Origin of the sequence: Pseudomonas sp. SCB32 (assembly GCF_009189165.1) — a bacterium.
Classification (GTDB): Bacteria; Pseudomonadota; Gammaproteobacteria; order Pseudomonadales; family Pseudomonadaceae; genus Pseudomonas.
Genome location: NZ_CP045118.1, coordinates 3,922,979 through 3,949,965 on the forward strand (window position 1 = coordinate 3,922,979; position 26,987 = coordinate 3,949,965).

Here is a 26,987-nt window from a genome sequence, read left to right on the forward strand (position 1 = left end):
AAGGCGCTGAAAACACAGCAGCGGCCCACGCGAGCGCTACACCACCAACAAAAATAATCAATCTTTGACGGAGTGCGGCATGGCACCTCAACGCAACGGCGAGTCAGGCAGACCCACAATCGAAGCCCGCTCAATCGACTATGTGCCGCGGGCAGAAAGGCACGGGAAGGTCTGGCATCAGGGCCCCTTCTGGTTCAGTGGCAACTTCGTGTTTCTCACCCTGATGGTCGGCTTTGTTGGCCCGGGCATGGGGCTGAGCATCCTGTGGAGCGTCCTGGCCGTTGTCGCAGGCGCAGGCTTCGGCACATTGTTCATGGCCCTCCACGCCAATCAGGGGCCGAAGATGGGCTTGCCACAGATGATTCAGTCGCGGGCACAGTTCGGCAGCCGCGGGGCCATCGTTCCCTTTGCCGCGACTCTCTTTGTCTACGTGGGCTTTATCGTGTTCGGCGTCATTCTCGTGACCCAGGCGCTGCAATTGGTATTGCCTGGTTCGAAGTGGTTCTGGTACCCGATGCTGATTGCCGTGAGTATCGTCATCGCAGTGTTCGGCCATGACCTGCTGCACTTCGTGCAGCGCTGGCTGACCTATCTGCTGATTGCCGTGTTCAGCATCGTCACCATCATGGCCATCACCGCACTTCCTGCCGCCAGCCCGGCACCGGTAGAGGCCGGGTGGAACACCACCGCGTTCCTGGTGCAACTGTCGTTGGCCGCTGGCTACAACATCAGCTACTCGGTGTATGTCTCCGACTACTCGCGCTACCTTCCCGAAGACTCATCCAGCTCCAGATTGATCTGTTGGACCTACCTGGGCGCTGCGGCTTCTGCGGCCTGGCTGATGTCGCTGGGAGCAGTGCTTGCCAGCTACATACCTGGAGCCGATGGCATTGTTTCGCTGGTGCAGACCGGTGACTACTTTTTCAAAGGTTTCGGCACCCTTGTCGTACTGGTAGGCGCCGTTGCGCAGTTGTCGGTGACAGGCATCAACAGTTATGGCGCGATGCTGACCGGCATCAGTGCGGTCGATGGCTTTAGCCCTGTGCGCCCGACCATCCGGCTGCGGGTGACAGGCCTGACCATTGTCGGCCTGGTTTCACTGCTCGTCGCCCTCGCATTACCCGAAGCCTATATGGCCAGCTTCAACGGTTTTGTACTGCTGATGCTGTATTTCCTGATCCCCTGGACGGCGGTCAACCTCGTCGACTTCTACGCGATTCGCAAGGGCGAATACGCCATCACCGAAATATTCAACCCGCACGGCGTGTATGGCCGTTGGGCCTGGCGTGGGGTGCTCGCCTATGCCGTCGGCTTCGTGGCGATGATTCCGTTCTTCTCCATCCCGTTTTTTGTCGGGCCCGCGGCGCAGGCGCTGGGGGGCGCAGATATCGCATTCATTCCCGGGCTGTTGATTGCGGGCGGTATGTACTACCTGCTGGCACGCAATCTCGAGCGTTCGGCGGAAATTTCCGCGCAACGCCAAAGCCAGATGCTGCTTGAAAGGGTTTCCGGTTAAGACGCCTTGACCTCCAGGTTCCGGCTGCCGCACTGCGAGCAGGCGAACAACGCAACGAACATAGAGAAGGTATTTGGAATGACCAGCAATAAAGAAAAAATTGTCGCCATCGTGCAAATGCCCGCAGCGGTTCTCGATTTCGCCGAATCACTTCGCAGGGCAGCCAAGCATATTCGTGACGCAGCGCTTATGGGCGCAGAACTCGTAGTGTTCCCTGAGACCTGGCTCAGCTGCTATCCGGCCTGGGTGTTTGGCATGGCCGGCTGGGACGATGCGCAAGCGAAATCCTGGTATGCAAAGCTGTTGGCCGACAGCCCGGTCATCGGTTTGCCTGACGCCATGGACGATGACCTGGCTGTGCTCCGCGAGGCCGCACGTACCAACGAAATCACGGTAGTGATGGGCATGAACGAGCGCGCGCGTCGGCACGGGGGCTCGCTATACAACTCGCTTGTCACCATTGGTCCTGATGGCGTGATCCTGAATGTGCACCGCAAGCTCACCCCCACACATACCGAACGCACCGTATGGGCCAACGGTGATGCCGCTGGGCTGAGGGTGGTCGACACCGAAGTTGGCCGTGTCGGAGGGTTGGTGTGCTGGGAGCACTGGCACCCGCTGGCACGCCAAGCTTTGCACGCGCAAGACGAGCAGATTCACGTGGCGGCCTGGCCAGACATGCCTGAGATGCACCATATCGCCGCCCGATCATATGCCTTCGAAGGTCGCTGCTATGTAGTCTGCGCAGGCCAGTACCTCACCACCGATGATGTTCCGGCCGAATTACTGGCGGCATATCGCAGTGGAGTCGGTTGCGAGGCGCCAGAAGCGGGCCTGTTGTTCAACGGCGGTTCTGGTGTGATCGGGCCTGACGGTTCCTGGGTAACGGAGCCACTTTTCGATGAGCCAGGCATCGTGCTGGGAAAAATCGACCTCACGCAGATCGACGCCCAGCGCCATGACCTGGATGTGACTGGGCACTACTTGCGCCCAGATGTCTTCGAGCTATCGATCGATCGGCGCATTCGCACCGGTGCGAACATCTGCGACGTTTGATTCCACTCCCAACTCATTTTTGGGTGGCGCCGCACGGCTCCACCCAACCTCACAAAAGGTTGCTTCATGGGTAATGTGCTTTTAGTTACCGCATTGCTATCCATCTCCCTGGGCGCGCTTTCCGGCTTTGCGGTGCTTGCCGCGGTCGACTATCCAGCGATGCTGCGTGCTGTCGGCGTTATCAACCCAATGCGACTGCGCCAAGCACACCTGGACTGGATCATCATGGGGACGGTAATGGCCGTCACTGCTCTGGCCGTTCCTCAGCTTTCTGGTTGGGCGACGGTGCTGGTGATTTTCGGTGGTGTGGTTAATCCGCTGACATTTGTCCCGATGGCGTTTTCCACCAAGGTGGACAGCACCAAGATATTTCGCTTGGTTTCATTCCTCTCCTTTGTGTCGCTTACCACGGGGCTGGTAGCCGCAACGGTGGCACTTATCCGTGCCTGAAAGCGCTCATCTGGGGGCGGTACATTTGGCTGGCTGTTGCAACAAAGCATCCCCATCATCGAGGGGCCGCACCGGATCGGGCCAGGTTGCATTGCGCTGTTCATCCGCGCCCCCGACGGCAACGTCCTGGAGTTCAACCAACCATTGGCCAATAACAAGGAAACGTCATGAAGCTCTATGACCTGGAACTGTCTGGTAACTGCTACAAGGTCCGCCTGTTCGCCCACCTGGCAAACCTGGACCTGGATATCGTCCCCGTCGACTTTCTCGACGGCGAACACAAGCGAGCGCCGCTGATCGACCTCAATCCCTGGGGAGAGCTACCTATCCTGGTGGATGGCCAGCAGGTGCTGCGCGATTCTCAGGCGATCCTGGTGTACCTGGCCGGCACCTATGGTGGTGCGGCCTGGTGGCCAATGGAGCCGCACCTGCAAGCGGAAATCATGCAATGGCTTTCGACGGCGGCCAACGAGATCCAGAACGGCCCCTGCGCCGCGCGGCTCGTGGACAAATTCGGCTACAGCATCGACAAGGCCGATACCCTCGCCCGGGCTGCACGCATCCTGCCACTGCTGGACGCGCACTTGGCTAAACATGACTGGCTGGCGCTTTCCCGCCCGACCATCGCCGATTGCGCGGTGTTCCCCTATGTTGCGCTGGCGCCGGAAGGTGGTATCGACCTGGCGCCGTATACCCACATCGAACGCTGGATCAACCGGATCCAGCAACTGCCCGGATTCGTGCCAATGCCGGGGATCTGAAGGAGGCCTACCAGGACCACTTTTCCGTTTCCTGAAGCAACGACTGTCACCATCCTCTTGCGAAAATGATGGTAGATATCCTCTCCACAGCCGACCAAACCCGTAACAGAAAAGCCGCTCCTGAAGAGCGGCTTTCTGCTAAATCGAATAGTCCAATTCGGTGCTCGTCACCGCTGGCTGGCACTTAATGCGGCCTGCATTCTTTTCAAGAAGATTTCCTCGGCCTGAGTGCGGACCTGGTGAGCGCTCCACATCAATACAATCAATACCTCGCAAACGTTCATTTCAGGCATGAGTTTTCGCAGAAGCCCACGCTCCTCATACTCCCGGCATAAATGCTCAGGGAGCGAACTTATACCTAGGCCCGCTAAAACCAACCGCAAAATCTCACCTGTATTCGCCGACGACGCCGATATGTTATGGCGTATATATTTACTGCCATAGTGCTCTGACAGCTTTGGCAACGTCCCCCCTAGCGACTCTCCCGAAAAGCTCACGAGTTTAGATGACTTGATTTTTTCAAGCGTGACATTGCTGTCATTGAACAGAGGGTGAAAATTGCTGCAATAGAAAAAGGATTGCTCTCGACTGAGCGTAAGTTGGTTTATGTCAATGTCGCCGGGTTGACTAATGCCAATACCGAAAGTCGAGTCGTTGCGATGCAGAGAGCTTACTATTTCCTGGGTTGAGGCCACTTCAATACTAAAAGTGATACCAGGGTGATCTTCGTGCATGCCACGCAAGACATCGTCGTACTCCGGGCAATTCACTCCACTGACGGTTAGCAGGCGAATGCTGCCTTTAACATTACTGCGCGTCGTGTCGACTATAGAGTCAATTTCTCGGATGCTTTGCCGAGCCGTCAGTGAAACTCTGAACAGAGACGATCCTATATCTGTCAATTCGAATCGATGACTGTCTCTGTCAATCAACGTGCATCCGAGTTGCTCCTCCAGCCGTTTAATTGCTTGGCTAACGGCCGGCTGAGAAAGATGTAGCCTTTCTGCACCTCTACTGATGCTTTTTTCGGTCGCAACGGTACAGAACGTCTTCAGAAGATTCCAGTCCATGCGCTCGCTAACAGAGCGAGGCTCTCCAGAGTTTGATCCAGAAGCTTGTCTGAAGCCCATGTGCTAGACCCTCCATTGGCTTGGCGAATAAATAATATAATAAAATATGAATATGCGCCATCGACTGAATTCAATAGTGTTCCTCAAAATAACACAAAAGAGAGGATCGCCATATGAGTTTCCCCAACAAGTTTAGCTCACAGGAATGGTCAATTCGCTGCGATCTCGCGGCATTGTTCCGCCTGCTGGCATACTATCGAATGACGGATCTCGTTGATTCCCACGCATCGGCATGCATCCCTGGAGAGCCAGGATTCTTTCTAATAAATAAATATGGCGTTCCGTTCGAGAAAATGCGCGCAAGCGACCTTGTGAAAGTTGGCCTTGATGGGATTCCTGTATATCAAGGCGAAACCGATGGCCCAATGAATGTTGCCGGCGCTGTAATCCACTCCTCTATTCACCGCGCCAGACCGGACATGAAGTGCGTTATTCATACCCACACTGCCGCAGGGATCGCTGTCTCGACGCTTGAGGAAGGACTTCTGCCGCTGTCTCAGCATGCAATGAAGTTTTACAGGAAGCTGAAATATCACACTTACGGATCTTTTATCGACACCAGGCTAGAAGAAAAAGCAATGATTGAAAGTCTTGGTGACGCTAACGCAATGCTACTGCACAACCATGGGGCCATTGTCGGTGGGCGCACTATTGGTGAAGCATTTCACAGTGTTTACATGCTGGAGCGGGCCTGCCAGATTCATTTGCAAATCAGAAGCACTGATCAGAGTGTCGTTATTCCCGACCCCGAGATGTGCCAAAAGACCTATGAAACATTTGCAGCTGATTTTGACTGCGGAATCGTGGACTTAGCGTGGAACGGAGCGCTTCAAATAATTTCATCACAAAAGGACTCGTACTGCAGCTGAGTAATGCGCACCGAACTGACCGGCCAATTAAAATCCAAAACTACTGCGCATCACTAAAATTGCCACGGCAACTTTAGTGCGTGCCTTGTGCATGGTAATAACTTATGAAAAAGCAAGCAGCCGTAATTGGGTTTTTGTATTTAGCGCTCTTGGGCGGATGGAATGGCGTTTCCGCGACTGAAGAACAGGCTCCGCTGAAAATAGGCATGGAGATCACCTACCCACCATTCGAGTCCTACGACGAGAACAACAACATTGTAGGTTCTGACCCTGAGCTTGCAAGGTCAGTTGCCAAGGCCTTAGGTAGAACCGTAGAGTTCGTTGATACAAAATTCTTGAACTTGATAAACGGGCTTAACTCAAAAAAATATGACGCAATAATTTCTGGAATGTATATAACCGAAGAAAGAAAGCGCCAAGCTCTAGTCATTCCCTATGCCATAACAGGGTCAGCAATATTGGTGACACGAGGCAGTGAGTTTCAGCCTCAGACCCCAGAAGAGTTATGTGGCAAGAAAGTTGGATTGGAGCAAGGGAATTCCTGGCTGCCCAAGCTGCAAAAGCTTTCTCAGAGCTATTGTCTTCCTAACAAGAAGCCCGCCGTCACACTTAGTGAGTACCCCTCTGCACCAGAGGCAACACAAGCCCTGCTCTCTGGCAATGTGGAAGCCCAAGTAGAAATAGCTGGCGCTGCCCATATGATTTCTGAGCGCACAAGAGGGCGGGTTGTAATTAGCTCAAAGGAGCTGATCTCTCCGGAGGTACTGGGGGTATTTATAAGGAAGGGGAACGATTCGACGTACGCCGAGATCTCCAAGGCACTAGCGCTAAGTAGAGAAAATGGAGAATACCACGACATTCTAAAAAAATACGGCCTTGAACCAACTTCAGAACAATAAATACATAGCGCCGCGCTGATTTGGGCGGACGCTATTGAGAGGCAAATATGTCGTTCGATTGGAATTATTTCGCATCCCTATTCACCCTCGACTTGTTCTGGATAGCGTGCTTACAAGTCATAAAACTTAGTGCCGCAGCGTGGGTTTTGGGTGGGGTGATAGGGTTCTTGCTAGCCATGGCGAAGCTGTCCAGTTCGCAGCTACTTAGAAGTCCTGCTTCAACCTACATCTGGTTCTTTCGCAGCATCCCATTACTGGTGCTAATAGTGTTTGTCTACAATCTCCCGCAGCTGATCCCAGCTTCCGGGGGGGTGCTTTCAAATCCATTTTGGTCAGCTCTTATCGCACTCGTGATTACCGAAGCAGCGTATATGGCCGAGATTCATAGAGGGGGACTTATTTCTGTAGCCAAAGGGCAACGAGAGGCAGGAAAAGCGTTGGCTATTGGCGCGATCGGGGCCCAGTGGCTTATCGTAATTCCACAAGCCATTCGCATATCGCTTCCTACGCTTATCAACGAGTACGTTACGATTGTCAAGCTAACATCCCTTGCCTCAGTCATCTCCCTCACGGAGATCCTGACTGTTGGGCAACGCCTTTATGCACAGAACTTCCTGGTTATGGAAACTCTTGCTGCCGTGGGCGTGTACTACGTCTTGATCGTGACGGTCTTTGGGTTCTTCCTTGAACGATTCGAATTGTCTCTTGATCTGAGTCGGCGCAAACCCCAAACCTTAGATGCAGATCAGACCTATGCACTGAGGAGTCAGGCCATTGGACATAAAAAGCGCAATCAGTCGTATTCCATTAGTGGCGGGCCTGTTTTGCAGCTACTTGGGATTCATAAAAAATATGGCAATCACGAGGTTCTTAAAGGTGTCGACCTGGAAATCAAAAAGGGAGAGGTCGTTTCTATAATTGGCCCGTCCGGGTCAGGAAAAACATCTCTTATCAGGACTATAAATGGGCTGGAAGATATCAACCAGGGAAGCATCAGGCTGTTTGGTCAAGATTTCATTAAGAGTGGTGCCATGGCGAATGGTGAACTCCGAACCTTCCGGCAGCGTGTAAAGCATATCGGCATGGTGTTTCAGGGCTTCAATCTATTCCCTCACCGCACCCTTGTTGAAAATATCACACTTGCTCCCCAATACCATGGCGATTGCAAAAGTGAAAGTCGGCTAAATGCTTATGCACTTCTGGACCGAGTAGGGCTTCTCGCTCACTCATGCAAATACCCACATCAGCTATCAGGTGGTCAGCAGCAGCGAGTTGCAATTGCTCGCGCACTCGCCATGTCCCCGGACATCATGTTATTTGATGAACCTACCTCCGCGTTAGATCCTGAGTTGGTTGGCGAGGTGCTCGAGGTGATCAAGGGGTTGGCGGACGAGGGAATGACGCTAATAATTGTGACCCATGAAATGGAGTTCGCGATGTCCATTTCGGACAGAGTCGTGTTTATGGAAAATGGAAACATTCAGTTTGATGCGTCTCCCGAGGAAATCCGCGAGGCGGTTTCTGCTGAACGTGTCAGACGATTCATCGGGCTGCCTGAACCCGATGTGGAAGTAATCTGCTGAATATTGTCTAATTACTCAAGGAGTAGCGTTGGCGCTCCAGAGGCGTTGAATTTAAAAATTTTGCCTCCCCATGAGCGCCAACTTTAAGCTTATCGAGAAAGCAGGAGTCGATTGGAAAAAACCTCTCGCCCTGCTCCACATTATGAGTTCAGGACGAATAAATGCAGGCTCGTCCGACCTTATTCCTTTGGATTTTTCACTGGATATGTCGTTGTCCGCTGCGCCAGGCAGGAGTTTTCTTGGGTACCACCCAAGGTAACTCAGAAATTGCAAAGCTCTGCGTAGATGGGGAATTGAACCTGGATGAGTTTTTTCGTAAAAGAGAAGTGGATGTCAGCAAATGCATTTGTGACTGATATCGTTTGACGGTTTTTGTAGTAGTGAGGTGAACCTATGCCATTCGTATCTCTTCGCATCACCCAGGGCGCAACCGAAAGCCAGAAGCAGGAAATCATCCGTGAGTTCACCGCGACACTGGAACGTGTCCTGGACAAGCCCCCGGAGTGGACCCACATCGTGATTGAGGAAGTCGACCCCGTGAACTGGGGGCATGCGGGCTTTTCCGTCAAACAGCACGAGCAGTCTAAAAAGGGCAGTTGAGCGAAAGGCCGGCTCCGGATCAGGGCCGGCCTTCCAGCCCCCATTCACAGAAGCCCCCAAGGACACCTTCCATAAACCTGCCGCAGCTTAACAGCAAGAGCCTTCGAAGCCGTCGCGCAACTAGGCAGCGTCTCCGCTATCGCGGGGAGCTGAATGTGACCGCGGGAGCCGTCAGTCAGCAGGTCAAGCTCCGCTAAGGGCACCATGACTCGTAATTGATGACCCGCCGCTTGGGGATACCTGGTGCTGACCGGCAAAGGCAGTCCGCAGCAGGAGTGGCTCTCCCCTGCCGTGGCGCGGTCCAGGAAACAGTCCGAATTCATTGTCCCATGAGACTCAAGCTGGTGCTCCCTACGGAGCATGCCATCGACTGGTCGGCGACTCCCTCATGCGAGTTCATAGTCCCTGACGACGGTGATGAGGTCGACTAGGAGATCGGGGATTACGCGGTGAGCCGATCATCGACGGCAGCTGGTAGCCGCCAGTAATTAAAAAAGTTAAGTAAATTGGCATGACGGAAAAGCCGCCACATTCAAAATGTGGCGGCTTTTATCTGTGCTTGGGTGACAGTCCGCTTCGGGTCGGTAGCTGACGCTCTCCAGAGGCTGCAATCGGCCAATAGCTGCCTCTTGCAACCGGCTGAAATCGACCCATAGATGCCCTTGGCGGAGGGCTGCTAACGCTACACCGAAAACAAAAAAATCCCGCTGTTTAGCGGGTTTTTCGTTTCCGGCGGTGATTACCAGTTCATGGCATACATCTCCGGTCTTGAGTGGGGGTCACTTCAAATGAACCTTCAGCTCTTCGGAAGCCTGCAGCATTGCAGAGCGTACCGCCGGAACCTGGCTGACCACGTTCAGCAAGCCGTAGTCATGGATCATGCCGTTGTAGCGCACCGCAGTGACCGGCACGCCGGCTTGGTCCAGTTTGCGCGCGTAGGCTTCCCCTTCGTCACGCAGCACATCGGCACTCGCGGTCTGGACCAGCGCTGGCGGCAGGCCTTTCAACTGCTCAGTGGTAGCGCGCAGCGGCGAGGCGTAGATCGCGGCACGTTGCTTGGGGTCGGTGGTGTAGTTGTCCCAGAACCACTTCATCATGTTCTTGGTGAGGAAGTGCCCCTCGGCGTACTGGTTGTACGACGCTGTCTCGAAGTTGGCGTCGGTCACTGGCCACAGCAGCACCTGGTACTTGATGGCCGGGGTACCTTTATCCTTGGCCATCAGGCTGACCACGGCTGCCATGTTGCCGCCGACGCTGTTGCCCGCTACCGCCAGGCGCTTACCGTCGACATTGATTTCCTTGCCGTGCTCGGCCACCCATTTGGTTGCCCCGTAGGCCTGGTTGATCGCCGTCGGGTAATGCGCTTCAGGGGACGGGGTGTAATTGACGAACACCGCCACCGCCCCGGACCCGACGACCAGATCGCGCACCAGGCGCTCATGGGTCGGGAAGTCGCCGAGCACCCAGCCACCGTCGTGGAAGTACATGAACACAGGCAAGGTCCCCTTCACACCCGCCGGACGCACGATGGTCAAGCTGATGTCCTGGCCGTCGACGGTGATGGTGATGGTCTTCTCGCTGACATCCGCCTTGGGCAGGGTCAGTTTTACCCCGGCCTGAGCGCCGGTCAGTACAGCGCGGGCGTCCTTCGGCGAAAGCTGTTCGATGGGTTTACCACTGCCTGAGTTCAGTGCATCGAGGAATGCCTGGGTGTTGTGTTCGACGCCAGAGTCAGCGAATGCGTTACCGATCGACAAGGCAAGGAGCGAACCAGCGAGTGTTTGGCCAAAACGTTCATTTCATATTTCCTGTTTCTGGTGAGGCGGGAAGTTAGACGGTGACGTGCAGACGGACATCGACGTTGCCACGGGTCGCATTGGAGTACGGGCACACTTGGTGGGCCGCCTCCACCAACGCTTGTGCATCGACTTGCTCCAGGCCTGGCAGGTTGATGTTCAGGTCGATATCCAGGCCAAAGCCGCCTGGGATCTGGCCAATGCCGACCCGCGCAGTGATCGAGGCGTCGGCTGGAATGCTGCGTTTGCTCTGGCTGGCGACGAACTTCAGCGCACCGATGAAGCAGGCCGAGTAACCAGCGGCGAACAGTTGCTCAGGGTTGGTGGCGTCACCACCGGCACCGCCCAGTTCCTTCGGAGTGGCCAGTTTTACGTCGAGGTTCTCGTCGTTGGAGATGGCTCGGCCATCACGACCACCGGTTGCGGTTGCGACTGCGGTGTAGAGAACTTTCATGGCTTTCCTCACTTTTGAATGTCTTCGGGGGATTTTGTTAGCGATTAAAATATTTGTTCACTAACAATACACAACTAGTTATCGCTAAATAAATTTGCGCGTAAGCCTTTTAAAGATTCATCTGTCGCTGTAACAAATTGATTTTCAAAGGGTTACACCTCAGTCCGCTTGGGCTCGCCGCCGCGTTGATGATGCCTTACCGTCTCAAGCAGCGGCCGGAATCGGGCAGATTGCTTGTTGCTGCCAAGCCTGCGGTGTCATGCCTTCAGTCTTCACGAAGGTACGGCAGAAGTGAGATTGATCGCAGAAGCCGCATTCCAGCGCGATCTCTGCGAGCAACATCGTGGAAGCCTTCAATAACTCTCTGCTCTTCATGACCCGCTGTTCACGCAGCCATCGCTGCGGGGACATCCGGGTGCTTTCCTTGAACATGCGTGAGAACTGACTGCGCGACAATGCGCAAGCTTCGGCTAGTTCGGTCACTGAAATGCCGGTATCCAGCCTGTCCAGCATCAGTTGTTTGGCAGTTCTTATCTGCCAGGGTTTGAGCTGCCCTGTCGAAGCCAGTGCGAGAATCGCCAGCACGGTAGGTTTGTCCTTGTTCATACACATCCATTAATTCAGGTATGGGTTGAAAGCAAACGCTATCAACCCATCGCTCCACTCTTTGCGCCGCGCATGAAGGCTATATCCCGTTGCCTGAGCGCCCCCTGTGCGTGCGGCGAGAACGTTCGGTGCACGCGGGCGCTACAATGGCGCCCGCGCCGATTCCCCGGATCGGGCACGCCCGGAGCCAATTCCTGATGTTCACCCTTGTAAACCTGGACACACCGCCGCCCGAATCCCTGAAGAGTCAGGTGCTACAGATGGTGGTGGACTATTTCAGCGACATCAGCCCGGTGCCGCTGACGCCCAGCAATCCGCTCTATCAGCTGTATCAGTACGTGGTTGGCTACGAGGTGCACCTGTATCTGCAGACCATGGACGGCGCTCTGGATGGCACCGTGCGGTTGATCCTGGCCCTGGATGATGAAGACCCCTCCCAGGTGCTCGGTTTCGCCCTGTACCTGCCGAGCCAGGATGATGCCGAGGCCTGCACGCTGGCCTATATGGCGGTCACGGCCAGCCACCGCCGACGCGGCATTGCCCGGGCGCTGTTGCAACGGATGATCGAGCATCGTCCCCACGCCGAGCTGGCTTGCGCGGCGGGCAAGGTGCCGACCTTCGAGGCGATGGGCTTTCGGGTACTGGCGGCGCAGGGACCGCATGTGCTGCTGAACACCCGCGATCACCGCTCGGACGGAATGGTCGCTGTGCAGGATCTGGCCCCGATCTTCCAATCCAAGGAAGTGCGGCAGATCCACGCCTACCTGGTGAAGCAACACGGCAGGAAGGCCATGAGCGAAGCCGAGAAAAAGCGCGACCGCCTGCTCGACCAGATGGCCCATCAGGCCCAGGCATTGGTGACGGAACGTTTTCCCACGCTGCACTGATGGCCGAGGGGGACGGACTGCAAAGACCCGCTCATCTCCGGCGGCGCCTTGAGTCGCCGGGTTCTGCCCCCAGGTTCATGCGCTTCGGATACCAGACGGCCGTCAGCCAGGAAACCGAAGCATTACCGACGATACTCGTCCGGCAGGCCCCTCTGCCGGGCAAACATGGCGAGCCGCGTAAAGCAGGCATCACCGGCATCGGCCCTGCCCGTCTCAATGCCCTCATCGAGCGAAGGGCTGCAGCCTGCCGGCGCGATGCGCTCCTCCATCGAGTCGAGCACCAGCGAGCGCCGATAGAAGCGCCAGATGCCATCGCGTTTTTCGTAGCGGTCGAGATAGCGCCCCCGGGCGATGACCTCACGCAAATCCGGGCCGGGCGTGCGGTGGTAGGCCAGCACCGCCAGTTCGCCTTCGGCCTGATGCCCCTCGACAAGAAAGAGCATGTTCGAGATGACGTGGGAGGTCGATTCCCAGTTGGCCAGCATGCCGGGCAGCCAGGCGACATACTCGTCGGGCGAGCCGCGGAACATCGGGCCGTGATCGTCGATCGCGTCGTCGTGGTAGAGGCTGCGTAGGAGCCGTAGATCGCCGCGGTCGATCGCATGGCAATAAGTCCAGGCGAGTTGCTGGAGCGCGAATTTCTCGACCATCTCCGACAGGTCGACCGGGTGCGGCTGCAGCGTCGCAGTCCTGCTCGCGGCTGCATCGGGCAAGCCCTCGGTCGGAAGCGCGCCGGGCTCTGCGCGCCCCATAGCGTCCACCTTGCTCTGCTGATTCATGCTGCACTTCTCCGTGGCCACTCGGGAAATGTGGCTCAGGCGCTGAGCCACTCTCCTTCCCCGCCGACTTACTCCGTCGCAGATCCGGGGCAATGCCCTAGATGCCGTAGCCGCCGGACACGTTCAGTTGCTGCCCGGTGATGTAGGCCGCGTTGTCGGATGCCAGGAACACGGCGGCACGACCGATTTCCTCGGGCTTGCCCCAGCGCTTGAGCGCCAGCATCTGCAGCGTTTCGTCGATCCACTTCTGGTCGAACTGCCCCTGCTCCAGGAGCTGCGGGAACATGCCGGCCTCGATGACACCCACCAGGACGGAGTTCGCGCGGATGTTGTAGCGGCCTTCCTCGCGGGCGAGGCCCTTTATCAGCGACTCATTGGCGGCCTTCGGCGCGACCGACAGGCCATCACGATCCGGCCAGCGCAGGTGGCCGGCGGAGCCCAGCGTGACGAACGAACCGCCCCCCGCGGCGCGCAGGTGCGGCAGCGCGGCCTTGGCGGCATTGAAGAAGCCCATAACCTCGACATCGATGGCGCGCTTCCAGTCATCGGGACCCATTTCGCTGATATGCAGCTGGTTCACGAAAGGACCTGCCGCCCAGACGATAGTGTGCACGCGGCCGTGAGCGGCAATGGCGGCGTCCAGCGTCGCCTTGATCTGCGCGGGGTCGGTGACATCGACCGGGTGGGTGCTTGCGTTGACGCCCTCCTCGCGGATCTGGCCGGCGACGCGCTCCGCCACCTCGGCCTTGCTCCGATAGCCGACGGCTACCGGCACTCCAGCGCGTGCGAACTCAAGGGCAACGCCCTGCCCGATGCCACCGCTACCGCCAAAGATCAGTGTGGCGCCTTCTGGGAATCCGCTCTTTCGCATGGCTGCTTCTCCTGACCTCGGTGGTTCGACACATTGTCGTCGAGGAAAAGTATCAGCAAGCGATCCCGCCTCAATACGCTGATGCCTGGATTTTAATTGAGTATCATCAGGAGACACTTTTCGGTGGCGCGATGCGGTACGCGCGGGAAGGGTGACACCTCGGCCGGTGTCACTTGGCCCAGAAAATCCGCGGATCGGTCAGGCGAGCCATGCAGAGCATGCTGTACCACTCGGTCTGCCCCGCCGGCAGGGAGCGATCGTCGGTGGCGAGTTCGCGCATGCGCTGAGACAGCGACGCCATCATCTGCCGCAGCTGGTCGATCGATCCGCGCGACAACTTGACGGTTTCGAGCTGCCAGAGCGACTGCGAGTCATGGAAATCCATCGCCTCGAACTGCCGGCGCATGGCGTCGTTCACTGCCCGTCGCAACGGGCCTCCCGGAATCCACTGCGGATGCCGGACCGTCAACAGACGGACACGGTTACCGGGGAACAGGTCGAGCAGGCGAAGTTTTTCCAGGTGGCGCAAATGAAGGAAGATGCCTGGCTCATCCAGGCCGAACTCCTGCTGTATCTCCCGGGGTGTCCAGTCATAGCGCAACAGCAGGAAGATGAACGCGGTGAACGGGGCATCGGCCAAGCCCTGCTCCTGTTCCAGGCTCAACGCCTGAATCTTGTTGTCGCTGCGCCGCGCCGCCAGCTCGGCCAGATCGATGAGGCGGACACCGGCGATGGCGCAAACCGACTCGAGCATCGAAACGCTCAGACCATGCCCGGTCAACTTGCGCTTGATGGTCGTCTCGCTGACGTTCAGCTGCTCGGCGATACCGCAGTAACGGATATTGCGATCCTTCAACAAGCGCTTCAGCTCCGCGAGCAGCAGCGTTTCATCGGTGGCCCCATCGAGGTTCTTCGGATGCATGGTCGGGCGTCCTTCCAGTCGCACGTTCGGAGCGTTGGCATGGCCGTGACGAGTTGAGCGGCTCGGCGGGCACGAAGGGTGGGCAGGCACTCTATCTCCAGCCAACCTGGCTGAGTAGGCAACGCGCCGGGTGCCACGGCCCCAAGCATCACCTGTTCGATCTGCACCGGATCAGCGCCCCGCGCACTGTCAGTTCTGGCGGTCGCCGGCTTCGGCCACGGGCGGCCGCTCCTGAACCGAGCCCCATCTCCGCGCGCTTCCGTGAAATGCGTCATGGCCCTCCGCCAACACTTGCCTATGCTCTGCAATGCGCCCACCAACGGCGGCGCTTCCTGACCCGATCGGACCCGAGCATTTTCATGGCCCAATCCGCGAACCCCGCGACAGAAACGCCCACCACCCAAGCCAACACCCGCCTCTCCCCACGGCCGGAGTGGCGCCCCGCATGATCAGGCACCGCTCCATCACCCTGCGCGGGCTGATCCTGGTCTTCGTGCTGCTGAGCACCCTCGCCACGCTGTGCAACAGCCTGTTCGTCGCCTACCGGGTACAGCGCGATGCGCTGATCCACTCGGCACTGGAAGCCAACAGCGCCTACGCCGCGAAGGTCGCCTCCGGCATCGGCGAGTTCCTCGGCTCGGCGCAACGCCACCTGCGCTACAGCACCACGGTGCTGTCCCGGCACATGGACGATCCGACGCTCATCCGGGCCGAAGCCATGCGGCTGCAGGCGCAGGACTCGTACTTCAATTCCATCACCGTCGTCGACGCCTACGGCCAGGTACTGCAGGCCTACCCCGACGCGCTGCAGATCGTCGGCACCACGCTGCGCTCGGAGGGGGTCGCGCAGGCGCTGAAGGAGCGTCGCCCGCTGGTCAGCCAGGCCTATGAGTCGATGGCCGGGAATCTGGTGGTGTTCATCTCCCAGCCGATCTTCAGTCCCTCGGGGGAGTTCCTCGGCGTGGTGGGCGGCTCGGTGTACATCCTCAAGCAGAGCGTGCTGCATTCCATCATCAGCAGCCACTTTCAACACGACGGCACCTTTGCCTTCGTCGCCGACGGCAACCGGCGCCTGCTGTTCCACCCCGCCCCTCCCCGGCTCGGCGCGGTGATCGGCAAGAGTGCCTCGGTGGACGCCGCGCTGCGCGGTGAAAGCGGCGCGAAGCCGATCGTCAACTTCCAGGGCATTTCGATGATCTCCGGCTATGCGCCGGTGCCCGAGGCCAACTGGGCGGTGGTGGCACAGCAGCCACGTGAGCTTACGCTGGCGCCGTTGCACCGGCTGATGATCGCCATGCTCATCGACATCATCCCGGCGAGCCTGATCGGGCTGGTGATGATCTGGCTGGGCACGCTGTTGATCACCCGGCCCTTGCGGCAACTGGCCCAAGGCGCGAATCACCTCGCGGCAGCGGAGACCACTGGGCAGCTGCGCGACGTGAAGGCCTGGTACGCGGAAGCCGCCGCCATACGCCAGGCGCTGCTCACCGGTGTGCAACTGCTGCAGCAGAAGCTGGGCCAGCTCAGCCACGAAGCGCAGAGCGACCCGCTGACCGGCCTGGCCAACCGGCGGGCGCTGGATGCGGCGCTGGAACTGCTGCAGGAAACCCAGCGGCCGTACTCGGTGCTGGCCCTGGATATCGATCACTTCAAGCGGGTCAACGACACCTTTGGCCACGACGCGGGAGACGAGGCGCTGAAGCAGGTCGCGGCAACGCTCAAGCAGCACTCGCGAGGCGAGGACCTGGCCTGCCGCTCGGGTGGCGAGGAGTTCATCCTGCTGTTGCCGGACACGGCGCTGGACATTGCCGGCGGCATCGCCGAACGCATCCGCCAGGCCATCGAGGTGACCGAGGTGCCCGGGGTCGGGTTCCTGACCATCTCCATCGGTGTCGCCTACGGTGGCGGCGAGCCGGACGCCATGCTCAAGCGCGCCGACGAGCGCCTCTATCAGGCGAAACAGACCGGACGCAACCGGGTCGTCGCCAGCTGAGCGGACCTCACGCAGGGCGCCCCGCCGCTCACCATGAGACGCCATGGCGGGCGCGGCCCGTCGGTCGGTAGCCGTGAGAGCGCACCACAGGGATACGCACGGGACTCGAGGTCGAAACGGCCTGTCGTAAGCGATCGTCCTGCGATGAGAAGAAGGTGTGCTCCGGAAAAGGCCAAACGGGTTCGCGAAGTCGCAAGAAATGGCAAACAGAGCGCCCTTCTCGATCGCTCTTCCCAGCCCCTCCCCCGGAGGTGCCCCATGCGAGAGTTTCTCCCCATCCCCTTCGCCGGCCAACCCGGCAACAACGTTTTCTTCATCAACGCCCTGGCTCCCGCCGAATATCTGCGTGAAGCCGCACTGCGGCGCATCACGGCGGTCGAGGACCTGCTGCAACTGATGGAGGACGACAGCGATCGTGGCCTGATCCACGCCACCGCCCGGCTCGCCTCCGCACTGGCCCCGCTGGTGAGCGAGGCGCGCCAGCTCTACGAACTGGCGCTGGAGCGCCCCGGCTACAAGGCGGGGCCAGCAGAACGATGAGCACCGACCCGGCCATGGCCCACTAGGGCGCCGCCATGCAGACCATCGAGTCGATGCGCGCCCTGCCACGGCACCACCAGGAACCTCAACTGTTGGCCTTGCTGGAGCGCGCGCAGGAACACGTCGAGCACGGCTTCTGGCTCGCTCACCTGAAGGTGCTGAGCAACTTCCGGGAAATCCCCCGCGACGCCCTACTGCCGGCGCATCCCACTGACACCGACCCAGGGCAAGAACCTCGGACTATTGCGACGGGGCATGCACGAGGCGCAGCTCGCCTTGGCGCCGGACGGCCAGTCGGCCCCATGGAATGCGCTGTTCAAGGTACGTCGTGAGTACGGCGCGGGCGTCGCCCGCGAATGCTTCGAGGCGGGCTATCTGATCCGCTTCTTCCAGCTGCTGCAGGAGGCCCGGCACGGCGTGCCGCACTGGTCGCTCGGCAAGTGTTTCATCACGCCGAGCGTCCGCTACCGGCGCTCTCCGGAATGATTCGTCCGGCTGCCGCAGGCGAGTCTCCTGCGGCAGCCGGGCGAACGAAGGGGCTTACTTCTTGGACGTCAGCGTGCTGTAGGCGGTGATCAGGTTGCGGTAGTCCGGGATGTGCGCGGAGAACAGCGCGGCCAGGCCTTCGATGTCGTTGCGCCAGTCGCGGTGCAGCTCACAGGCCACGCCGAACCAGGTCATCATCTGCGCGCCGGCGGCCTCCATGCGGCGCCAGGCGGCATCGCGGGTGACTTCGTTGAAGGTGCCGGACGCATCCGCCACCACGAACACATCAAAGCCTTCGGCCAGCGCCGAGAGCGCCGGGAAAGCCACGCAGACCTCGGTCACCACGCCGGCGATGATCAGCTGCTTCTTGCCGGTGGCCTTGACGGCCTTGACGAAGTCCTCGTTGTCCCAGGCGTTGATGTTGCCCGGGCGGGCGATGTAGGGGGCTTCCGGGAACAGGTCCTTCAGCTCCGGCACCAGCGGGCCGTTGGGGCCGTTTTCGAAGCTGGTGGTGAGGATCGTCGGCAGCTTGAAGTACTTGGCCAGGTCGGCCAGGGCCAGGACGTTGTTCTTGAACTTGTCCGGTTCGATGTCGCGTACCAGGGATAGCAGACCGGCCTGGTGATCGACCAGCAGTACGGCGGCCTGGGTCTTGTCGAGACGGACGTAGGGCTTGCTCATGGCGTTTCCTCGTTTGCGGGTGAAGTGCCCGGCGCGATCGCCGGGCCAGGGTGAGTCAGCGTTGCGAGTCCAGTACTTCGTGCGCGGTCACTACTTGCTGCGCCTTGGTGTAGCTTTCGATCAGCAGACGGTAGTGGGGGAAGATCAGGCTATAGGCCTCGGCCCATTGGGCGGCGTCGGGGCGGTTCCAGGTGCGCTGGATTTCCGACGCCACCGCGGCGGTGTCCATCGGTACCACGCCGGCCTGTACCACACGGGCCAGGGTGATTTCCTGGGCGGCCTTGGAGTAGGTGCCGGAGGCGTCGATCACGGCGAAGACCCGATAGCCGGCGTTGACCGCGGCAATGGCCGGGAAGGCCATGCACACGCTGGTGATGGTGCCGGCGATGACCAGGGTCTTCTTGCCGGTCTTCTCCACGGCGGCGACGAACTCGGGGTTGTCCCAGGCGTTGATCTCGCCCTTGCGCGCCACGTATTGGGCGTGCGGTGCGGCTTCGTGGATTTCCGGAATCAACGGGCCGTTGGGACCTTGTGGTACCGACGCCGTGGTGATGACCGGGATCTTCGCCAGGGTGGCGATCCGCGCCAGGGTGATGGCGTTGTTGCGCAGCTCGGTCATGGGCATGTCCTTGACCGTCTGGAACAGGCCGCTCTGGTGGTCGATGAGCAGCATGGCGGTGTCGTCGGGATCGATCACCGGACGCTGGCCGTTGAAGTTGGCGATCTGAGAGAAGTTGCTCATGTTGGTTTCTCCTCGGAAGGGCCGTCCCGACCCACGGTGCCCCTCGCACTCCAGCGAGGGAGATGATCCAGACTAGGCGCTCGCCAAGTCCGGGATGTGACACTCATCGGATCAGTTGGCCGAAGCGGCCTTCGCGGAAGTCGTCGATGGCCTCGCGGATCTCTGTGTCGCTGTTCATCACGAAGGGGCCATAGCCGACGATCGGCTCGTTCAGCGGCTCGCCACTGAGCAGCAGGACCAGGGCATCGCTGTCGGCTTCCAGCAGCAGGCTGTCGCCTCGCGGGTCGAACAACGCCAGTTGCCCTTCCCGCAGGCTTTCGCCACTGCCCAGCCGCAGGTTGCCGCGCAGGACTACCAGGGCGGTGTTGCGCCCGGGGGTGACCCGCAGGTCCAGCGTGCGACCCGCATTCAGGCGCATGTCCCAGACATCCAGTGGGCTGAAGGTGTGGGCCGGGCCCGCTGCGCCGTGGTAGCGGCCGGCGATCACCCGCAGGGTGCCAGCGCCGTCGGGCAGCTCGACCTGCGGGATGTCCGCCGCCAGCAGCGTCTGGTAGGCCGGCGCGGTGCGCTTGTCACGTGCCGGCAGGTTCACCCAGAGCTGCGCCATGTGCAGCGTGCCGCCACTGCGGCTGAAGTCGGGCGAGTGGAATTCCTCGTGGAGGATGCCGTTGCCGGCAGTCATCCATTGCACGTCGCCGGGGCCGATGCGCCCACCGCCGCCGCTGGAGTCGCGGTGTTCCAGTTCGCCCTGGTAGACGATGGTTACCGTCTCGAAACCGCGGTGCGGGTGCTGGCCGACGCCGCGTGGGCTGTCGCTGGCGGTGAAGTCATGGGGACCGGCGTGGTCCAGCAGCAGGAAGGGGCTCAGGTGCTCACCCAGGTTGTCGTAGGAGAACAGCGAGCGGACCGGGAAGCCATCACCGACCCAGTGCGGCCGGGGTGCGCTGTAGATACCAAGAATCTGTTTCATGGGGTGCCTCCTGTAGTGCATGGGAGACACGATAAATCTGCAACAATGGAGTCGGTAGACGGCGATAATTCACCTCAGAGTTCCATCCGGAGAACACTGAAATGGAAGACCTCAACGATCTCTATTACTTCGCCCAGGTCGTCGAACACGGCGGCTTCGCCCCCGCCGGGCGCGCCCTGGACCAGCCCAAGTCGAAGCTCAGCCGACGCATCTCCTCGCTGGAGGAGCGCCTGGGGGTACGCCTGATCCAGCGCTCCACCCGGCATTTTTCGGTGACCGAGATCGGCCAGGAGTACTACCGCCACTGCCTGGCGATGCTGGTGGAAGCCGAAGGCGCGGCCGAGGTGATCGAGCGCCACCGTTCCGAGCCCCAGGGCGTGGTGCGGCTGAGCTGCCCCACCGCCCTGCTGAACTTCTGGGTCGGCCCGATGCTGGCGCGCTTCATGATCGAGCACCCGCTGGTGGCGCTGCATGTGGAAAGCACCAACCGCCAGGTGGACCTGATCCAGGAAGGCATCGACGTAGCCCTGCGGGTGCGCTTCCCGCCGCTGGAGAGCAGCGACCTGGTCATGAAGGTGCTGGGCGAGAGCCGCCAGCGTGTGGTCGGTTCGCCGTCGTTGCGCGAGCGGTTGACGGCGCGACCGATCCCCGCCGACGTGGCGGCGTTGCCGACGCTGCACTGGGGCTCGGTGCAGCGCGAATACCACTGGCAACTGGACGGCCCCAAGGGCGCCAGCGCCCAGGTGCGCCATCACCCACGGCTGGTCACCGATGACCTGATGGCGCTGCGCCAGGCCGCGCTGGCCGGGGTCGGCGCGGTGCACCTGCCGGCGGTGGTGGTGTGCGAGGACCTCAATGACGGCAGCCTGGTCAACCTGCTGCCCGACTGGTCGCCACGCACCGGGGTGGTCCACGCGGTGTTCCCCTCGCGTCGCGGCCTGCTGCCATCGGTGCGGGCACTGCTGGACTTTCTCGCCGAAGCGTTCGAGCGCAGCGACATGGCCTGAACCGCTCGCGCCTTAAGGCTGCATTCAGATTCGCCACGGATACTCTCCTAACGAACTATCTCCAAAGTGTTGGGGGGGACGTCATGACCCAGTCCGAATGGGAGTCACTGTTTCCGTTCCGCTTCGGTCCGCGCGACACGCACCTGGCGAGCCTGTGCCTGATCGGCCGTGACGATCCGCAGCGGCACGAGATCGAAACCTTCGTGCACGAGCGCTTCGACCGCATCTACCACGCCGACCTGCACCAGTACCTGCCCGAGCTGCTCAGCCTGCGCGACCGCCATGGCGCGCTGGTGGCGGTCGCCGGCATCCGCCTGGCGCTGCGCGAGCCGCTGTTCCTCGAACGCTACCTGGACGAGCCGCTGGAATATCCGGTATCGCGCCTCGCCGGTTATGCCGTGCCGCGCGAGGAGCTGGCGGAAGTGGGCAACCTGGCCGCCCGGAATGCCGGCAGCGCACGCCTGATCATTGCCGCGATGACCTGGCTGCTGGCCGCGCGCGGGCTGCGCTGGGTCGCCTTCACCGGCGCTGCGCGGCTGGTCAACAGCTTCCATCGCCTGGGCCTGGAGCCGACGGTGCTGGCGCCGGCCAACCCGGCCCGGCTGAACGGCGAGCTGGCCGACTGGGGCAATTACTACGACCAGCACCCCCAGGTGTTCACCGGCAGCATCCGCTACGGCCATGAACAGCTGGAGAACAGCGGGGCGTACCAGCGCCTGGGGCTCCCGGTGCTGCTCTACCGCGCGAGGCTCGTGCATGCGGCCTGAGCTGGAAGACTTCCTGCACCATCTGCGCCACCACGCCCGTGACCATGGCGAGCGCCTGGCGCTGCGGGGCGCGACCCAGCGCTACAGCTACGCGCAGTTGCTGGAGGCCGTGGAGCAGCGCGCGGCCCACCTCGCCGCACAACCGGGCGGCGCCTTGGCGCTGGTGCTGGACAATGGTCCGGAAGCCCTGATCTGGGACCTGGCCGCGCTGTTCAGCGAGCGCCCCTGCCTCATCCTGCCGCCCCTCTTCAGCAAGTCCCAGCGCGCCCACTGCCTGATGCAAAGCCAGGCCAGCCTGGCCCTGGTCGAGCCGGGCCTTGAGGACGAGCTGCGCAGCAACGGTTTCAGCCGTGGCGAGACCTTCTGGTACCGCCCGGCGGTGGTGGACGCCGGCCTGCCCCTGGGTACGGCGAAGATTACCTACACCTCCGGCAGTACCGGCACCCCCAAGGGCGTATGCCTGGATGCCGGCGCCCTGCTGCGGGTTGCCCGTGAACTGGAAGCCGCGAGCCGGCCAGCCGAGCCCGACCGCTACCTGGCGGTCCTGCCGCTGGCGGTGCTGTTGGAAAACCTCGGCTTGTACGCCGCCCTGTGCGCCGGCGCCACGCTCACCCTGCTGCCCACCGAACAGCTGGGGCTGAGCGGGTCGAGCAACGTGAACTGGAAGCGCCTGCTTGGCGCCATCGCCCTGAGTGGCACGCAAAGCCTGTTCCTGGTGCCGCAACTGCTGCTCGGCCTGGTCACCGCCATCGAGCGCGGCGTGATGCGTCCCGGCGCGCTGAAGTTCGTCGCCGTGGGCGGCACCCGGGTGGCGCCGTCGCTGCTGCAACGCGCCGCCGCCGTCGGGCTGCCAGTGTTCGAGGGCTACGGGCTCTCCGAATGCGCCTCGGTGGTCTGCCTGAACCGCCCTGGCGCGGTGCGTCCGGGCAGCGTGGGCAGGCCCCTGCCCCATGTACAGGTGAAGCTGGCCGAGGATGGCGAGGTGCTGGTCAGCGGCTCTGCCCTGCTCGGCTATCTCGGTGAACCGCCACACGCCGGGCAGTGGTGGCCGACCGGCGACCTCGGCCGTTTCGACGAGGACGGCTACCTGTACCTCGCCGGCCGCAAGAAGAACCAGTTCATCACCCGCTTCGGCCGCAACGTCAACCCGGAATGGATCGAAGCCGAACTGACGCAGAACGGCGTGGTGCTCCAGGCCTTCGTCCATGGCGAAGGCCTGCACCAGACCCTGGCGCTGCTCTGGCCGGTGGACCCGACCTGCACCGATCAGGCCCTGGAACAGGCGGTGCACCAGTGCAACCAGCTGCTGCCGGACTACGCCCGCGTGCATCGCTGGGCGCGCCTGCCGGAACCTTTCAGCAGCGCCAGCGGCCTGCTCACCGCCAACGGCCGCCCACGCCGCGCCGCCATTCTCGAACGGTACCGCGAAGCCCTTTCCGAAATGGTCACCGAGTGAGGCGCTGGCCCATGCCCTTCTTCGATAGCCTGCAGTCGGCCACCGCCACGGAGCGCGAAGCGCTGTTCGGTGTCCCGGTGGTCCGCGAGGCGCCAGGCCAGGCGTCGGAGATCGCCCGCCACCGGCATGTCGACACCCGCCGCGCCCTGCCAGGCGCCCGGTCGCAGCACGACGAGGTGCAGCATGCGCTTGCCTGAGTGCCGCGTAGTGCTCACCGGCGCCAGCGGCGGCATCGGTCTGCAACTGGCCGAGCAGCTCTGCGCGGCCGGTGCCCAGGTCCTGGCGGTGAGCCGCCACGCCGGCGCGCTGATCGAGCTGATGCAGCATTACCCCGAGCATCTGCACTGGCAGGCCGCCAACCTGCGCAATGGCGCGGACCGCCAGGCCCTGCTGGATAGGGTGCGGTGCAACGGCGGGCTCAACCTGCTGATCAATGCCGCCGGGGTCAACCAGTTCGCCATGCTCGACCAGTTGGATGAGTCGCGGCTGGACGACATGATCGAGCTGAACATCGCCGCCACCCTGCACCTCACCCGCCTGCTGGTGCCGATGCTGCGCGAGCAGCACGAGGCGCTGGTGGTCAACGTCGGCTCGATCTACGGCTCCATCGGCTATCCGGGCTATGCGGTCTATTGCGCCAGCAAGTTCGCCCTGCGCGGCTTCTCCGAAGCCATGCGCCGCGAGCTGGCGGACACCACGGTGGACGTGCTCTACGTGGCCCCACGCACGACCCGCACCGGCATGAACAGCGCCGCGGCGATGGCGCTCAACGACGCGCTCAAGTCCCGCACGGACGATCCCCGTGATGTCGCCCGGGCCGTGCTCGCAGCCATCGAAGGAAAGCGCGGCGAGCTCTACCTGGGCTGGCCGGAAAAACTCTTCGTGCGCATCAATGGCATGCTGCCCGGCATCCTCGATCGCGCACTGCGCAAACAGCTGCCGCTGATCCGCCGCCACAGCCGCCATGGGCAACAGCCCTGATGTCATGCGTGCCCGCTCCGTCGCTCCACCACCCGAGCGCCCTGCCCTAGGCGCCCCAGGCGCGGGACGGCGCGCCGGGTTCGATGCTTTACTCATGGAAATTCACGCAGTACAGGACTGATCATGCGTTTGCTGTTGGTAGAGGATGACCAGGCTCTGGGCGAAGGCGTTCGCACCGGCCTGCGCCAGGAGGGCTACACCATTGACTGGCTGCAGGATGGCGCCAGTGCGCTGCACGCCTTGCAGACCGAGGAGTTCGACCTGGTGGTGCTCGACCTCGGGCTGCCGCGCCTGGACGGTCTGCAGGTGCTCGGCCGCGTGCGCGCTTCCGGCTCGACGGTGCCGGTGCTGATCCTCACCGCCCGCGACGCTACCGAAGACCGCATCGCCGGGCTGGATGCCGGCGCCGACGACTATCTGGTCAAACCTTTCGATCTCAATGAACTCCAGGCCCGCCTGCGCGCCCTGCTGCGTCGCAGCAGCGGCAGGGCACGGGCGCTGATCGAACACGCCGGGGTCAGCCTCGACCCCTCGACCCAGCAGGTCCATTTCCAGGGTCAACCCGTGGTGCTCACGCCCAAGGAGTACCAGCTGCTGCACGAGCTGCTGGCGCAACCGGGCAAGGTCTTCACCCGTGACCGCCTGACCCAGCTGCTCTACGGCTGGGATGAAAGCGCCGAAAGCAACACCCTGGAAGTGCACATCTCGCACCTGCGCAAGAAGCTGTTCAGCGGCCTGATCCGCACCGTGCGGGGCATCGGCTACCTGGTGGAAGCCTGATGAGCTCGTTGCGCAACCGCACCCTGTGGCGGGTGATGCTCCTGCTGCTGGTGGGCACCGGCCTGCTGGCGCTGTACAACCACCACGACAGCAGCCACGAGATCGCCGAAATCTACGACGCCCACCTGGCGCAGAACGCCCGCCTGCTACAGGGCGTGATGAGCCTGCCGCTGGCCGGTGCCGAGCGGCGGACGCTGTACCACGCGTTCAACGAAGCGCTCAGCCAGTCCGGCGAGGGACGTCCCGGACACCCCTACGAAAACAAGCTGGCCTTCGCCGTGTGGAGCGATGACGGTGAACTGCACGTACGCTCGCCCAGCGCGCCGGGCTTCGATACCCCGCCGAGGGTACCCGGCTTCACCACCGAGACCCGCGACGGTCAGCAATGGCGTGGCTTCGTGCTGCCGGTGCCGGCGCAGAAGCTGGTGATCTGGGTCGGCGAGCGCTACGACGTGCGCGACGACCTGGTTGGCCGCATCGTCCGCCACACCCTGCTGCCCTTCCTGGCCGGCAGCCTGGCGCTGGCGCTGCTGGTCTGGCTTGCCATCGGCTGGGGGCTGGAGCCCCTGCAGAACATGGCGCGAGTCATCCGCGCCCGGCACGCCGATTCGCTGGAACCGTTGCAACTGGTGCCGCTGCCGCGCGAGCTGGAGCCGATGCAGGCGGCCCTCAACCGCCTGCTCAGCCAGGTGGATTCGCTGCTCCAGCGCGAGCATCGCTTCATCGCCGACGCCGCCCATGAGATGCGTACGCCGCTGGCGGTTCTGCGCCTGCATGCGCAGAACGCCACCCAGGCGGACAATGAGGAGCAGCGCCAGAAGGCCCTGGACTTCCTGATCGATGGAGTCGACCGACTCAGCCGGGTGGTCAATCAGTTGCTGACCCTGGCGCGCCTGGAACCGGTGTCCAACCGCAGCCTCTGGAAAATGCTGGATGTACAGACCCTGATCACCGACAGCCTCGCCGAGCTGACCCCCTGGATGCTGCGCCAGCAGGTCGAGCCCGACCTGGAGATCGCCAGCGGCGACTACCACACCCTCAGCGATCGCGCTGCACTGGAAGTGATCCTGCAGAACCTGGTCAGCAATGCGGTGAATTTCTCCCCGGCCGGCGCCACCGTAAGGGTCGCCCTCGAACGCCAGGGCAGCGACCTGCTGCTGACCGTGCAGGACAGCGGCCCGGGGATAGAGGAAGCCCGGCTGGAGCGGGCCTTCGAGCGCTTCTACAGTGAAGGCAACCCCAGCGGCGCGGGCCTGGGTCTGTCCATCGTCAACCGGGCGGTGCAGCGTCTGGGTGGCGAGGCACGGTTGAGCAACCGCCCCGAGGGCGGTCTGCAGGCGCGCATTCGCCTGCCCGTGCGAGGCGAACCTCGTCCCTGATCTTCATCCCGCGTCGAGAATAATTT

The 26,987-nt window shown here is 61.4% G+C and carries 28 protein-coding genes and 2 pseudogenes; 20 read left to right on the forward strand and 10 right to left on the reverse strand.

Annotated features, from left to right (window positions below; genetic code table 11):
• Positions 1-79: 79 nt before the first annotated feature.
• From GA645_RS17840 to GA645_RS17855, 5 genes and pseudogenes are all read left to right on the forward strand, one after another.
• Entirely contained in the window at positions 80-1,516 is a 1,437-nt protein-coding gene (locus tag GA645_RS17840; RefSeq protein WP_152224319.1) for a cytosine permease, read from the forward strand.
• Between the two features lie 78 nt (positions 1,517-1,594).
• Positions 1,595-2,572, forward strand: a complete 978-nt coding sequence (locus tag GA645_RS17845) for a carbon-nitrogen hydrolase family protein (protein ID WP_152224320.1) — start codon at positions 1,595-1,597, stop codon at positions 2,570-2,572.
• Between the two features lie 66 nt (positions 2,573-2,638).
• Positions 2,639-3,022, forward strand: a complete 384-nt coding sequence (locus GA645_RS17850; protein ID WP_152224321.1) for a hypothetical protein — start codon at positions 2,639-2,641, stop codon at positions 3,020-3,022.
• A gap of 30 nt (positions 3,023-3,052) precedes the next feature.
• Positions 3,053-3,193: pseudogene (locus GA645_RS29335) on the forward strand (VOC family protein); the annotation flags it as partial.
• Positions 3,190-3,783, forward strand: a complete 594-nt coding sequence (locus tag GA645_RS17855; RefSeq protein WP_152224322.1) for a glutathione S-transferase family protein — start codon at positions 3,190-3,192, stop codon at positions 3,781-3,783. The pseudogene GA645_RS29335 and the gene GA645_RS17855, both read left to right, overlap by 4 nt.
• Before the next feature lie 167 nt (positions 3,784-3,950).
• Here the strand turns inward: GA645_RS17855 and GA645_RS17860 are convergent, their stop codons facing one another.
• On the reverse strand, positions 3,951-4,913 hold the full coding sequence (locus GA645_RS17860) for a LysR family transcriptional regulator (protein WP_256675959.1): 963 nt from the start codon (positions 4,911-4,913) through the stop codon (positions 3,951-3,953).
• A 113-nt stretch (positions 4,914-5,026) separates the two neighbouring features.
• On the opposite strand from GA645_RS17860, the gene GA645_RS17865 reads away from it, so the two are divergent.
• The 4 genes from GA645_RS17865 to GA645_RS17880 all read left to right on the forward strand — a co-directional run bounded on the left by GA645_RS17865 (position 5,027) and on the right by GA645_RS17880 (position 8,864).
• Positions 5,027-5,782, forward strand: a complete 756-nt coding sequence (locus GA645_RS17865) for a class II aldolase/adducin family protein (protein ID WP_152224323.1) — start codon at positions 5,027-5,029, stop codon at positions 5,780-5,782.
• A 104-nt stretch (positions 5,783-5,886) separates the two neighbouring features.
• Entirely contained in the window at positions 5,887-6,681 is a 795-nt protein-coding gene (locus GA645_RS17870) for an ABC transporter substrate-binding protein (protein ID WP_152224324.1), read from the forward strand.
• Between the two features lie 47 nt (positions 6,682-6,728).
• A complete protein-coding gene (locus tag GA645_RS17875) occupies positions 6,729-8,264 on the forward strand; it encodes an amino acid ABC transporter permease/ATP-binding protein (protein WP_152224325.1) in 1,536 nt (511 codons plus the stop codon).
• A gap of 393 nt (positions 8,265-8,657) precedes the next feature.
• Entirely contained in the window at positions 8,658-8,864 is a 207-nt protein-coding gene (locus GA645_RS17880; protein ID WP_152224326.1) for a 4-oxalocrotonate tautomerase family protein, read from the forward strand.
• A gap of 779 nt (positions 8,865-9,643) precedes the next feature.
• Here GA645_RS17880 and GA645_RS17885 read toward each other — a convergent pair.
• From GA645_RS17885 to GA645_RS17895, 3 genes are all read right to left on the reverse strand, one after another.
• Complete coding sequence (locus GA645_RS17885; protein ID WP_152224327.1) at positions 9,644-10,621, reverse strand: alpha/beta hydrolase; 978 nt, start codon at positions 10,619-10,621, stop codon at positions 9,644-9,646.
• Positions 10,622-10,694: 73 nt separating this feature from the next.
• Complete coding sequence (locus GA645_RS17890) at positions 10,695-11,114, reverse strand: organic hydroperoxide resistance protein (RefSeq protein WP_152224328.1); 420 nt, start codon at positions 11,112-11,114, stop codon at positions 10,695-10,697.
• Positions 11,115-11,318: 204 nt separating this feature from the next.
• Positions 11,319-11,720 carry a helix-turn-helix domain-containing protein gene (locus GA645_RS17895; protein ID WP_152224329.1) on the reverse strand — a complete coding sequence of 134 codons (402 nt, stop codon included), beginning with the start codon at positions 11,718-11,720 and terminating at the stop codon, positions 11,319-11,321.
• A 197-nt stretch (positions 11,721-11,917) separates the two neighbouring features.
• Here GA645_RS17895 and GA645_RS17900 point away from each other — a divergent pair, with 197 nt between their 5' ends.
• The gene (locus tag GA645_RS17900) at positions 11,918-12,607 is read left to right on the forward strand and encodes a GNAT family N-acetyltransferase (RefSeq protein ID WP_152224330.1); all 690 of its coding nucleotides are present in this window, start codon (positions 11,918-11,920) and stop codon (positions 12,605-12,607) included.
• Between the two features lie 122 nt (positions 12,608-12,729).
• Here GA645_RS17900 and GA645_RS17905 read toward each other — a convergent pair whose 3' ends face one another.
• From GA645_RS17905 to GA645_RS17915, 3 genes are all read right to left on the reverse strand, one after another.
• A complete protein-coding gene (locus GA645_RS17905; RefSeq protein ID WP_152224331.1) occupies positions 12,730-13,386 on the reverse strand; it encodes a nuclear transport factor 2 family protein in 657 nt (218 codons plus the stop codon).
• Between the two features lie 97 nt (positions 13,387-13,483).
• Complete coding sequence (locus GA645_RS17910; protein WP_152224332.1) at positions 13,484-14,257, reverse strand: SDR family NAD(P)-dependent oxidoreductase; 774 nt, start codon at positions 14,255-14,257, stop codon at positions 13,484-13,486.
• 169 nt (positions 14,258-14,426) lie between these two features.
• On the reverse strand, positions 14,427-15,179 hold the full coding sequence (locus GA645_RS17915; RefSeq protein WP_152224333.1) for a helix-turn-helix domain-containing protein: 753 nt from the start codon (positions 15,177-15,179) through the stop codon (positions 14,427-14,429).
• Positions 15,180-15,624: 445 nt separating this feature from the next.
• Here GA645_RS17915 and GA645_RS17920 point away from each other — a divergent pair, with 445 nt between their 5' ends.
• The 3 genes from GA645_RS17920 (at position 15,625) to GA645_RS17930 (ending at position 18,198) form a co-directional block, all read left to right on the forward strand.
• A complete protein-coding gene (locus GA645_RS17920; protein WP_152224334.1) occupies positions 15,625-17,172 on the forward strand; it encodes a diguanylate cyclase in 1,548 nt (515 codons plus the stop codon).
• Positions 17,173-17,430: 258 nt separating this feature from the next.
• Positions 17,431-17,712: a hypothetical protein gene (locus GA645_RS17925; protein WP_152224335.1), complete on the forward strand. Its 282-nt coding sequence runs from the start codon at positions 17,431-17,433 to the stop codon at positions 17,710-17,712.
• A 255-nt stretch (positions 17,713-17,967) separates the two neighbouring features.
• Positions 17,968-18,198 (forward strand): hypothetical protein, encoded by a 231-nt coding sequence (locus GA645_RS17930; RefSeq protein WP_152224336.1) that lies wholly within the window; start codon positions 17,968-17,970, stop codon positions 18,196-18,198.
• A gap of 54 nt (positions 18,199-18,252) precedes the next feature.
• On the opposite strand, the gene ycaC is transcribed toward GA645_RS17930, so the two are convergent.
• The 3 genes from ycaC to GA645_RS17945 all read right to left on the reverse strand — a co-directional run bounded on the left by ycaC (position 18,253) and on the right by GA645_RS17945 (position 20,591).
• Complete coding sequence (gene ycaC / locus GA645_RS17935) at positions 18,253-18,879, reverse strand: isochorismate family cysteine hydrolase YcaC (RefSeq protein WP_152224337.1); 627 nt, start codon at positions 18,877-18,879, stop codon at positions 18,253-18,255.
• Positions 18,880-18,934: 55 nt separating this feature from the next.
• Positions 18,935-19,621: a hydrolase gene (locus GA645_RS17940; RefSeq protein ID WP_152224338.1), complete on the reverse strand. Its 687-nt coding sequence runs from the start codon at positions 19,619-19,621 to the stop codon at positions 18,935-18,937.
• Between the two features lie 103 nt (positions 19,622-19,724).
• On the reverse strand, positions 19,725-20,591 hold the full coding sequence (locus GA645_RS17945) for a pirin family protein (protein WP_152224339.1): 867 nt from the start codon (positions 20,589-20,591) through the stop codon (positions 19,725-19,727).
• Positions 20,592-20,692: 101 nt separating this feature from the next.
• On the opposite strand from GA645_RS17945, the gene GA645_RS17950 reads away from it, so the two are divergent.
• From GA645_RS17950 to GA645_RS17980, 7 genes and pseudogenes are all read left to right on the forward strand, one after another.
• The gene (locus GA645_RS17950; RefSeq protein ID WP_152224340.1) at positions 20,693-21,598 is read left to right on the forward strand and encodes a LysR family transcriptional regulator; all 906 of its coding nucleotides are present in this window, start codon (positions 20,693-20,695) and stop codon (positions 21,596-21,598) included.
• An 83-nt stretch (positions 21,599-21,681) separates the two neighbouring features.
• Positions 21,682-22,365, forward strand: a complete 684-nt coding sequence (locus GA645_RS17955; protein ID WP_152224341.1) for a thermostable hemolysin — start codon at positions 21,682-21,684, stop codon at positions 22,363-22,365.
• Complete coding sequence (locus GA645_RS17960; protein ID WP_152224342.1) at positions 22,355-23,821, forward strand: AMP-binding protein; 1,467 nt, start codon at positions 22,355-22,357, stop codon at positions 23,819-23,821. Before GA645_RS17955 ends, GA645_RS17960 begins: the two co-directional genes overlap by 11 nt.
• A gap of 11 nt (positions 23,822-23,832) precedes the next feature.
• Positions 23,833-23,928: pseudogene (locus GA645_RS28915) on the forward strand (biliverdin-producing heme oxygenase); the annotation flags it as partial.
• Between the two features lie 76 nt (positions 23,929-24,004).
• The gene (locus GA645_RS17970) at positions 24,005-24,802 is read left to right on the forward strand and encodes an SDR family oxidoreductase (RefSeq protein ID WP_152224343.1); all 798 of its coding nucleotides are present in this window, start codon (positions 24,005-24,007) and stop codon (positions 24,800-24,802) included.
• 123 nt (positions 24,803-24,925) lie between these two features.
• Entirely contained in the window at positions 24,926-25,582 is a 657-nt protein-coding gene (locus tag GA645_RS17975; protein WP_152224344.1) for a response regulator, read from the forward strand.
• Positions 25,582-26,961: an ATP-binding protein gene (locus GA645_RS17980; protein ID WP_152224345.1), complete on the forward strand. Its 1,380-nt coding sequence runs from the start codon at positions 25,582-25,584 to the stop codon at positions 26,959-26,961. Before GA645_RS17975 ends, GA645_RS17980 begins: the two co-directional genes overlap by 1 nt.
• Positions 26,962-26,987: the final 26 nt, after the last annotated feature.